This is a genomic window from Bradyrhizobium sp. LeoB3 (genome assembly GCF_055456055.1).
The window spans coordinates 38,141-48,414 of sequence record NZ_JBVBEF010000063.1; the positions used below are offsets into that span (position 1 = coordinate 38,141).

The following is a 10,274-nucleotide window of genomic DNA, read 5'->3' on the forward strand; positions in this document are numbered from 1 at the left end:
CCGACACCATTGCCTACTTGTCCCATAGTACAATGGTCCGTGGGACAATGATTAGGAATGCTGCCTTCGTCGCAGATCAACGTTGGCGAGACCGGACCCGATACCGAATTCTTGCAGCGCAATAGTTCTAAAGACTGATAGAATTCGTGACGTTCAGGTGAGGAGTTGGGCCATGTTTTCCTACGTTAACATCGATCCGGCAGCGTCCCTACCTAATATGCTCGGCGCGTTCGGCATGGCGAGCGCTTCCAACCCGATGATGACCCTCAACGAATTTACGTACAAGAAAGGGACGGAGATCTACGGCGAGAAAGAGCCTGCCGATTACGTCTACCAGGTCAAGTCTGGCGCGGTGCGAAGCTACAAGCTGCTTTCAGACGGCCGCCGCCAGATTGGCTCGTTTCACCTGGTCGGCGATATCTTCGGGCTGGAGAACGGCAGCGAGCATCGCTTCACGGCCGAAGCGATCGTGGACACCGCGGTGCGCCTGGTGAAGCGTCGCAGCCTTGAACTCGTAGCCGAGAGCGACGCCATGGTCGCCCGCAACCTGCTGAACATGACCACGAACAACCTGCAGCATGCCGAGGATCACATGCTGCTGCTCGGCCGCAAGACGTCGCTCGAGCGCGTTGTCGCCTTCCTGCTCGAAATGGACAAGCGCCTGACCGCGGCCGGCGTCCTGGCGCTGCCGATGTGCCGCCGCGACATCGCTGATTATCTCGGCCTGACGCTGGAGACGGTCTCTCGCGCCCTGTCCCGGCTGCACGAGCTCGGTATCCTCGGATTCATCGGCAACAACCAGCGTCAGATCGTGCTCCTGGACCGGCCCCAGTTGGCTGGTCTCGATTTGCAGAACTGAACGGCCCTCCGGTGTCGTCGCTCTGCAACGCGGGCGATGGCGACCACAACGACGGTCACCAGCGCGTGGATCATGATGTTGGATCCGCTGATGGCTGCGACGACCAGGAATTGAAGGGCCACAGCCAGCTCCCGGCCCGCAAGGCAAATCAGCTCTTGGGAGTAAACACGCCGGTTGCGGCTTTCATGGCCGATTCGCCCATGCTCCTCCCCTGTTCCATCAGCGCTCGCATCTGGTCCTGGAAGAACTCGGACTGAATTCTGACTACATCAGGCACGTCCTTGGCCTGGATCAGGCGGTCGCAGAGGTCGAAGGTCGCCGAAGTCTGGCGCCGCATATGATCGCAGAACTGCTTGGCCTGCCCGGCAATCGGAAGCTGCGAGGAGCTCATCCCCTTCTCAAGCATGTCAAAATAATCCGAATTGGCCTTGCGAACACGACTGAGATTCTCGGCGAGCATCGCGCGGACGTTGTCCGCTGCCACTTGGGGGTCCGACATTGCATCCTCCTCTGTTGATGAAATCTACTAACAGTTCCGTCGATTTCGCAAGGCCGCCGAACCAGCCGTCACAGAGCGCAGCCAATTCGAGATCCATGCCGGTGCCGGGCACGATGGCGAGTCGACGGTCCCTCACAGCCTTCCCCATTGTCTCGAGGTCGGCAAGCGCAATCCAGCCGTCCTGCTCACCCAAGAGCGCAAGACGCGGATGCCGGATAACCGGTATCTGTCGCTCCAGCGAATACCCTTGATACAGATCAAAGCGACGCGATGAGCGGGGACCAGCATCGCACGAGTACCGCCCCGATCAATCGCGTGCCGGCCGGAGTGCCAATCATGAAGGCTATTTCCGTCGAAGAAGCCGTTGCGAAGATCCCGGCCGGTGCGAGCATCATGGTCGGCGGCTTCATGGGCGTCGGGACGCCGGAACGCCTGCTCGACGAAGTCGTACGCCAGCACAAGACGGGCCTTGCCTTGATCTCCAATGACGCGGCGATACCCGGAAAGGGCATCGGCAAACTGTTCGATGCCGGCCTGGTCTCAAGCCTGACCGCAAGCCACATCGGCCTCAATCCCAAAGCGCAACAGCAGATGCTGGCCAACCAGATTGCCGTCGACCTGATTCCGCAGGGGACGTTGGTGGAGCGCATCCGCGCCGGAGGCTGCGGCCTTGGCGGCGTGCTCACGCCGACCGGCGTCGGAACGACGGTTGCCGAAGGAAAACGCCAGATCGAGATCGACGGAAAAGCGTTCCTGCTCGAGACCGCATTGCGAGCCCAATTCGCGCTGGTCCACGCCTTCCTCGCCGATTACCTCGGCAACCTTTCTTATGCGCTGACCGCGCGCAACTTCAATCCCGTCATCGCGATGGCCGCCGATACCGTGATCGTGACTGCCGAGCACATCGTTCCGGTCGGCGTCATCGCGCCCGACCATGTGGTCACACCGGCGCCGCTTGTCGACTATCTCATAGCGAACGAGTGAACCATGGATGCACAAGAGATCATCGGCCGCCGCGTGGCACGCGAGCTTCGCACTGGCCATCTGGTGAACCTCGGGATCGGCATTCCAACGCTGGTAGCCAACTACGTGCCATCAGACATCAAGGTGTTCTTCCAGTCCGAGAACGGACTGATCGGCACCGGCCCGATCCCGGAGCAAGGGTTGGCCCATCCCCTTCTGACCGATGCAGGTGGACGACCGATCAGCGCGCTTCCGGGCGCCAGCACCTTCGACAGTGCGATGTCGTTCGGATTGATCCGCGGCGGCCATGTCGACGTGACCGTGCTCGGCGGCCTTCAGGTCGACGCAGAGGGACGCCTCGCCAACTGGATGATCCCAGGCAAGATGGTGCCGGGCATGGGTGGCGCGATGGACCTCGTCAGCGGCGCCAAACGCGTCATCGTGGCGATGCAGCATGCCGCGAGGGGGAAATCGAAGATCGTCAGAAAATGCACCCTGCCCCTGACGTCGTCGCGAACAATCGACCTCGTCGTCACCGACATCGCCGTGATCGGCTTTCCGGACGGCAAGGCGACGTTGATGGAAACCGCTCCCGGGCTCACGGTCGCTGAGGTCATGGCGGTGACGGAAGCCGAACTCGTCATTCCCGACACGGTTCCGGAAATGACGATCTGACGGGGTAACGAACATGCGGGTATTCAGCGCTGAACGGTCCCAGCCGCTACGGCAGCCGGGTTCACTTAATCGATGATGTGATAACCACCATCGATATACATGACGGTGCCGGTAATGAGTTTTGCACCGTCAAGCGCCAGGAATGCCGTCGCGTTGCCAACGTCATCGATGCTGACGAGGCTGCGGGTCGGCGCCTTCGACTGCGCCTTATCCATCAGCGCGTCGAAATCAGGAATACCCGAGGCTGCGCGCGTGGCGAGCGGACCAGGTGAAATCGCGTGAACCCGGATACCCTTCGGCCCCAACTCGGCCGCGATGTAACGCACGGCGGCCTCAAGCGCTGCCTTCGCGACGCCCATGACATTGTAGTTCTCGACCACCATCTGGCTGCCGTAGTAGGTCATGGTGAACAGCGTTCCGCCGTTCTTCATCAACGGCTCAGCCAGGTGAGCCATGCGCATGAACGACCAGCATGAGACCTCCATCGTCTTCAAGAAGCCATCCCGTCCGACATCCACGACGCGGCCGTGCAGCGCTTCCTTTGGCGAGAACGCGATCGAGTGCAGCACGAAATCAAGCCGGCCCCAATCCTTCTCGATGCGCTCGAACACCTGCTCCATCTGGCCTTCGCTGTTGACATCGAGCGGCATGAAGATCGGCGCTTCCAGCGCCTGCGCCAGCGGCTCGACATGCTTTTTCGCCCGGTCGTTCAGGTAGGTGACGGCCAGATCGGCGCCGAGCGCACGAAACGCCTTTGCGCAGCCCCATGCGATCGATTGATCATTGGCAATGCCGACAATCAGGCCCTTCCTTCCCTTGAGGGCCACCTTGGTCTCCGGAAGCACGGGAATATTCATGACACCCTCTGACGGTTCGCGTTGGGCGATTGATTGTTCAACAGAACCGACAGGGTGTGCTGCGCGATCATCAGTTCCTCATCCGTCGGTATGACGTACACCGGAATGCGGCTGTCGGACCGCGATATCAGCCGCGCGTGGCCGGCATTCGCGGCCGGATCGAACGCAATGCCAAGCCAGGCCAACTGCTCGACGATGCGTGAGCGAATTCCTGCCGAGTTCTCGCCGATGCCGGCCGTAAAGACGAACGCGTCCAGACCCTGCAGCGCCGCCGCCAGCATGCCGACGTTGAGGCATGTCCGATAGACGAAATACTCGATCGCCAGTATCGCGTGCGGATCGTTGCTTGCCTCCAATTGCCGCATGTCATTGCTGATGCCGGAGAGGCCCTTCAGTCCACAACTGCGGTAGAGGAAATCCTGGACGTTCGAGGCCGACATTCCCTTTTCAGATATGAGATAAAGCACGACGCCGGGATCGATCTGCCCCGGACGCGTCCCCATCGGCAAGCCATCAAGCGCGGTGAACCCCATTGTGCTCTCCACGCTGCGTCCACCGTTCAGGGCGCACATTGACGCACCGCTGCCGAGATGGGCGACGATCACCCGCCCCTTCGCGACATCCGGCGCGATCTGCGGCAAGGTTCTCGCGATATATTCATAGGACAGGCCGTGGAATCCGTAGCGCCGCACGCCCTCGGCGTGGAGCTGATAAGGGATCGCGTAGTGATCCGCTACCGGGCCGTGGGTGCGGTGAAAGGCAGTGTCGAAACACGCCACCTGCGGAAGGGCAGGAAAATTGGCGAGCAGCGAACGGATCGGCGCCAGATTGTGGGGCTGATGCAGCGGCGCCAGCGCGACATAGCGCTCCAGGCGCGACACCACGCCATGGTCGATCAGCACCGGCCGCTCATAGTCCGGACCGCCATGGACAACGCGATGCCCGACGGCCATCGGGGAGATGCGAAGCTCGTCCCGCAGCCACGCTCCCGCAACAGCCATCGCGGCCGGGATGTCTGAGACGCTTTCGATCTGGTAGGCCCGCTCCGCCAGCGGATCGCCGTTTGCATCGACAGCGCGCAGGCGCGGGCGGCTGCCGATGCCATCCATCTGGCCCTTGATCTGCCGCCGCAGCCTCCCTTCTCCTTCAATCGCAAAGATCTGGAACTTGACGCTGGAGGAGCCCGCATTGACAACGAGGATCGTATCCATGGCGATCACGCAGCCGCAATTGGAGCAAGCCGGCGCCGCGCGTCGGCATAGAGCGCCGCAACCGCGCAGGAGGCCATGCGCGCCCGCGGTGAATCCGCACGGGAGGTCAGAACGATTGGCACCCGGGCCCCGAGCACGATGCCGGCGCTGTCGGCGTTCGCGAAATAGGCCAGATTCTTTGCCAGCATGTTGCCGGCCTCGAGATCGGGAACGATCAGGATCTGCGCGCGGCCCGCGACCTCGGACTTTATTCCCTTGATCCTGGCCGCCTCCACATCGATCGCGTTGTCGAAGGCGAGCGGTCCGTCGAGCAAGCCGCCGATGATCTGCCCGCGATCCGCCATCTTGCATAGCGCCGCGGCCTCGATGGTGGACGGGATCTTGGACGTAACCGTTTCGACCGCGGACAGGATCGCCACCCGCGGCAATGTGCCGAAACCAGCCTGCGTGAAGAGATCGATGGCATTCTGGATGATGTCCCGCTTGTCATCGAGATCAGGGAAAATATTGATGGCCGCATCCGTCACCAGCAGCGTGTCGGGATAGGCGGGGACATCCATCACGAACACATGGCTGATGCGCCGATCGGTCCGCAAGCCGGTCGCCTTTGCCGTGACGCTGCGCATCAGCTCGTCGGTGTGCAGACTGCCCTTCATCAGCATTTCGCCGTTGGCCGCGTGGATCAGCTCGACGCCTTTGGCGGCCGCGGCGTCGCTGTGGGGAACATCAATGATCTCGACCTCGGCGATGTCGAGGCCATGCTTGCTTGCGGTGTTCCTGATCTTGGCTTCGGGGCCGACCAGCAGCGGACGGATGATGCCGGCTTCTGCACTGTCCAACGCACCGCGCAGCGAGGGCTCGTCGCAGGGATGCACGACAATGGTCGGCACCGGCGGCACGGCCTTGGTTGCCGCGATCAACCGATCATATTTGGTGTGGGATCGCACTTCGCCTGAATCTGCGGGCATGACGCTCATGGTGGCGCTCCGGATTCTTCCAACCAGCGTTACGACGCCTTCGCCTTGGGATCGAAAGGGGTAACCTTATCCCTTTCCGACATTTCGCTCGCATCCAGACAGAATAACTCGGCGACATGCTGCAAGCGCTTGGCGACCTCGCCTGAGATTTCAGCACTGGCCGACAACACCTCGCCGATCGCTGCGAAGGCCGCGCGACGTTCGTTGGCATTGTCGGGCAGCATTTTCGGAATTGCCGCTAGCGCTCTCCTCTGGTCCAGTAACAGCATGAAGAACTGCTCGCGCACCAGCATTTTGAATTGTGCCAACGTCAATCGCTCACCCCTCTCGCGGCGGATTCGCCGCAGCGCTTCGAGGCTGCGCTCGTCCACCATGCCCCGCGCCGACCCGACGTAAAGCAAGCCTCTGATAGCTGCCTCGCGAAGGCCGCCTTCGTCGATCCTGGATTTCAGCTCGCTGATCCGCCGCTGGAGCATTTCGCGGTGCTCGGCCGGCATACCTTGTCGCGACGGTTCCCAGCGCGGATCAACACCGACCGCCGCCTGAAGTGCGGGCGAACCATACACGGCGAGAAAGATGGTTTCGCTGAGTGCTTCCTGGTAGTCCCGCCAGCCGTCGAGCGCACTGACGATCTGCCTTGAGATTCTTTCCTGAAGGGCGATGAACGGATTCTCCCCGGCTGCCGGTTTCCGATCATTCCGAATTCTTTCCGCCGTCGTCCCCACGGCAGTCATCAAAGGATTTCGGCTGCTGAAAAACTCATATTGCAGGCGCAGCGGGTGGATATTGCGCGTCCACTCCGCCACCTGCGGCGTCACCATGCATTTGATCCAGGGCTGGACGAACTTTTTATAGGCGGCGAGATTGATCTCCGAGACGCGCTTGGCGGTCGCGAAGCGCCTTTCGTCTTCCGACGAGTTGCCGCCCATGGCGCGAATATCATCGAGCGTGCGCGCCTCGCAGCGCATCACCCACTGCCCGACCGCAAGATCCGCATTCGCAGTATCGGCGTCCTTTGCCTCGAAGGTCGCTTCATAGAGGCCCGGCGGCAGCACGTCGATCAGATCGATGTTGCTGGAAAATTCCGCGTGTTCCTTCTTGGCGATGCCGCCGGACACGAAGATTCCGAGATGGCCGACGCTCTCATGAACCGTGTAGACGATGGTCTGGCCGTAGGCCCTGATCTCGTCGACGTTGGCATAGAGATCGAGGACCCAGCCCAACGCCTGCTGTGGCGGAGTGATATTGTCTCCCTTGGAGCAGAACACCACGATGGGTGATCTGATGTTGCGCAGGTCGACTGCCTTGCCATCGGACGTCTTGATGCGGCCAGCGGCGAGATTGTTGCCGATGAAGAGCTCATCGACAATGAACTGGATTTCTTCCGCGTTCAGGTTGACATGCCCGCCCCACCAGCGCTCGAATTCGAGATAGCGGTCCGCCTCGGTATCGACCTTCGAATACACATTATATTGTTTGGTCCACAGCGTGTTCGACGGGTTCTGGTTCTCGAAATTCTGCACCAGCCAGGCGCCGTCAAACTTGCCGGCGCCGAGGTCGCTGGTCAGCGCGGTCAACCAGCTTCCGCCGAGCAGGCCGCCCGAGTAGCGCATCGGATATTTGCCGTGCACGCCGGCCCAATAGGCCAGCGGCGCGCCGGCGACGATGATGGGCCCGAACAGTTCCGGGCGCAGCGATGCGAGCATCATCACGGCCCAGCCGGCCTGGCAGTTGCCGATCACGCAGGGCTTGCCGTCGGCATCAGGATGGCGCCTGATGACTTCCTCGATGAACAAGGCTTCCGCGCGCGCGATGCGCTCGATGGTCTGGTGCGGCATCGGCTCCGGCAGGAAGCCGATGAAGTAGCAGGGATGACCGGCCTTCATGGCGACGCCGATCTCGCTGTCCGCCTTGAACCCGCCGATTCCCGGCCCGTGTCCGGCGCGCGGATCGACCACGATGAACGGTCGCCGCTCGAGATCGAGCTCGATACCCTCAGGCGGAATGATGCGCACCAGCGCATAGTTCACCGGTTCGGAGAGCTTGCGCCCGTCCATGACCAGTTCGGCGGCGTAGTGCAGAACATGCGGTGCCGTCTGGGCAATGTGCTGCTGATACTGGTCGCCACGCCGGCGCAGGATATCCAGGAACAGCACACTGCGCTGCCCGGCATCAATCATGTATTCCACGGCCGAAGCAACGAGGCCTGACATGGGAACGCGCGCAAGCGGTGTTTTGTCGATCGACATGTTCAGACCTCCGTGTCGCGCATCGATTGAATGCGCCGCGCCACCCCGGACTTTGATTTAGGTCAACGTCGTGAGCGGAACAGAATGGTCCGTTTTGAGCGGCTTCGGCTTGCGAGCTATTGTTCCGCTGATTGCGCAAGGCGGCTGCGATCCTGATTGATCCAGGCCACTGTCAACTCCCAAGCGACTGACAGGATGACCGGGCCGATAAAGAGGCCAAGAATTCCGTGTGCAAGCGTGCCTCCGACCACCCCGATAAGGATCACGAGGGCGGGTGTGGTAAGGCCGCGCCCCATCACCAGCGGCTTCAAGATGTTGTCGAGCAAGCCAACAATCACCAGAAACACGGTCAGTGGGAGCGCCGTCGTGAAGTCTTTCGCTGTCCAGAGCCAGATGATCACGGGAAGCAGGACCACCGCCGCACCGATCTGCACGATGCTCAGCAGCAGGATCGCGAAAGCCAACAGGCCCGCATTCGGAATTCCCGCCAGCTTGAGACCGATGCCGGCGAGCAGCGACTGGATGATCGCGACGCCGATAACGCCTTGAGATACCCCACGTATCGTTGCGCCCGCCAATTCCAGGAAGTGTTCGCTCTGCTCGGGAACGACGCGGGACAGGAACCCCCTGCTCGCCGCCACTAGTTGCGGTCCATAGGGGAAGAGAAAGCCGGCCAAAGCAACCGACAGGAGGAATTTGAGCGTTCCAACGCCAGCATTCCCGGCAAGGCCGAGAATCGTCGCGGCCAGCGGCTTCAGATAAGGAGCGATTTCGCGCAGAACGGCGCGGAGGTTGGTCGATGCCTGATCCCAGAGATCGTAGAGCTGCGGGCCGATCAGCGGCCAATCCTTGATGCGCGCGGGCGGCGAGGGAACCCCGAGGCTTCCCGCGCTGAGTTGTGCGGCAATTTCCCGGAGGCCATCCACCGCGCCCAGACCGAGCCAGGTCGCCGGCCCGATGACTATCGCGAGGTTGACGATAGTGAGAATCGCCGCCGCCAGCTTCGGGCGTCCGCCGAGCAACTTGGCGAGACCGTTAAAGACCGGATAGAACGCAACGGCGAGCACCACGCTCCAGGCCACGATTGGCACGAAGGGTCGTACAAGAACGAAAGTCCAGTAGATCAGAAAAGCCAGCAATCCAAGCCGGATCGCAAGCTGGATGATGTCTTCCCCGGACAAAAGCTGGCGAAGTGTTCTCAAGGGTGCGCCCTCGTTCGAGGCTGCGCGAAAGCGTACCCACCGCGCTGCGCGACGCGGCTTGATTTAGATCAAGCACACCGACCCCCACTGCCCCATCTCGCGAAATCAGTGCCCTCGACCGCTCGGTTTCGTGCTCGGGGAGGGGCTTCGCTTTTCCGCCCCATTGATCCAAGATCAACGCCGCGCGCTCGGCGCAGCACTTGCCTGCAAAACATGAGAGGCGAGAGGAAACAGAGATGAAAGTGACATTCGCAGTTCTGTTCGCAGCCATATTCGCGAGCATTGGCATGGCCAACGCCGCGGACGGCTGCGGTCCCGGTTGCCATGCGGCGCGCAACGGTGGGTGCGTCGTCGACGGCTGGGATAGAGGCGCGCGTGTGCGCAATGAGTGTCCGGTCGGGGCTCATCCCCGTCCTCCGTGCTATCGGTGGTTCGTTTGGAGCCGTCGCGACGGAGCCTGCATCATCAGCCCCAACTAGGGGGCGATCCAGATCGGGATGATCGGTGTCCGTCGCGGGAGCCGACCGGAGTGAGCCGCGTCTCGCGGCCCGCGCAGATTCACACGACTATCAAGTGCCCGTGACTAGAGCTTCGGTTCTGATAGAATCAGAACCGAAGCTCTAGATTCTAGTTTTGACGCGTTTTCTTCACGCGAACCGGTATCCACCCTCGGATCAAGTCCAAGGACATGCTTCGCTCGAAAACGCTCTAGCAGTCTGCTGAAAAACCTTAAAATGGAGAGTTTTCGTCTTCTCGGCGGTTGTTGTTGGAGCGGCGGGGTG

10 protein-coding genes are annotated in these 10,274 nt (G+C 61.5%); 4 read left to right on the plus strand and 6 right to left on the minus strand.

What is annotated here, in order from left to right:
- Window positions 1–172 precede the first annotated feature (172 nt).
- Entirely contained in the window at window positions 173–859 is a 687-nt protein-coding gene (locus ACZXDY_RS30920) for a helix-turn-helix domain-containing protein (protein ID WP_028162479.1), read from the plus strand.
- 148 nt (window positions 860–1,007) lie between these two features.
- Here the strand turns inward: ACZXDY_RS30920 and ACZXDY_RS30925 are convergent, their stop codons facing one another.
- Window positions 1,008–1,358 carry a phasin gene (locus tag ACZXDY_RS30925; RefSeq protein WP_028162480.1) on the minus strand — a complete coding sequence of 117 codons (351 nt, stop codon included), beginning with the start codon at window positions 1,356–1,358 and terminating at the stop codon, window positions 1,008–1,010.
- Window positions 1,359–1,694: 336 nt separating this feature from the next.
- Between ACZXDY_RS30925 and ACZXDY_RS30930 the strand changes: the two genes are divergently transcribed.
- Window positions 1,695–2,342, plus strand: a complete 648-nt coding sequence (locus ACZXDY_RS30930; RefSeq protein ID WP_028162481.1) for a CoA transferase subunit A — start codon at window positions 1,695–1,697, stop codon at window positions 2,340–2,342.
- A 3-nt stretch (window positions 2,343–2,345) separates the two neighbouring features.
- On the plus strand, window positions 2,346–2,996 hold the full coding sequence (locus tag ACZXDY_RS30935; protein ID WP_028162482.1) for a 3-oxoacid CoA-transferase subunit B: 651 nt from the start codon (window positions 2,346–2,348) through the stop codon (window positions 2,994–2,996).
- A gap of 65 nt (window positions 2,997–3,061) precedes the next feature.
- Here ACZXDY_RS30935 and fabI read toward each other — a convergent pair whose 3' ends face one another.
- The 5 genes from fabI to ACZXDY_RS30960 form a co-directional block, all read right to left on the minus strand.
- Entirely contained in the window at window positions 3,062–3,853 is a 792-nt protein-coding gene (gene fabI / locus ACZXDY_RS30940; protein ID WP_130225811.1) for an enoyl-ACP reductase FabI, read from the minus strand.
- On the minus strand, window positions 3,850–5,064 hold the full coding sequence (locus ACZXDY_RS30945) for an acetate/propionate family kinase (RefSeq protein ID WP_456644291.1): 1,215 nt from the start codon (window positions 5,062–5,064) through the stop codon (window positions 3,850–3,852). Before ACZXDY_RS30945 ends, fabI begins: the two co-directional genes overlap by 4 nt.
- 5 nt (window positions 5,065–5,069) lie before the next feature.
- Window positions 5,070–6,041 (minus strand): phosphate acetyltransferase, encoded by a 972-nt coding sequence (locus tag ACZXDY_RS30950; RefSeq protein WP_464348112.1) that lies wholly within the window; start codon window positions 6,039–6,041, stop codon window positions 5,070–5,072.
- Window positions 6,042–6,070: 29 nt separating this feature from the next.
- The gene (locus ACZXDY_RS30955; protein WP_464348113.1) at window positions 6,071–8,290 is read right to left on the minus strand and encodes a DUF3141 domain-containing protein; all 2,220 of its coding nucleotides are present in this window, start codon (window positions 8,288–8,290) and stop codon (window positions 6,071–6,073) included.
- A 116-nt stretch (window positions 8,291–8,406) separates the two neighbouring features.
- Window positions 8,407–9,492: an AI-2E family transporter gene (locus tag ACZXDY_RS30960; RefSeq protein ID WP_464348114.1), complete on the minus strand. Its 1,086-nt coding sequence runs from the start codon at window positions 9,490–9,492 to the stop codon at window positions 8,407–8,409.
- A gap of 287 nt (window positions 9,493–9,779) precedes the next feature.
- Here ACZXDY_RS30960 and ACZXDY_RS30965 point away from each other — a divergent pair, with 287 nt between their 5' ends.
- A complete protein-coding gene (locus ACZXDY_RS30965; RefSeq protein WP_433994492.1) occupies window positions 9,780–9,971 on the plus strand; it encodes a GCG_CRPN prefix-to-repeats domain-containing protein in 192 nt (63 codons plus the stop codon).
- Window positions 9,972–10,274 lie beyond the last annotated feature (303 nt).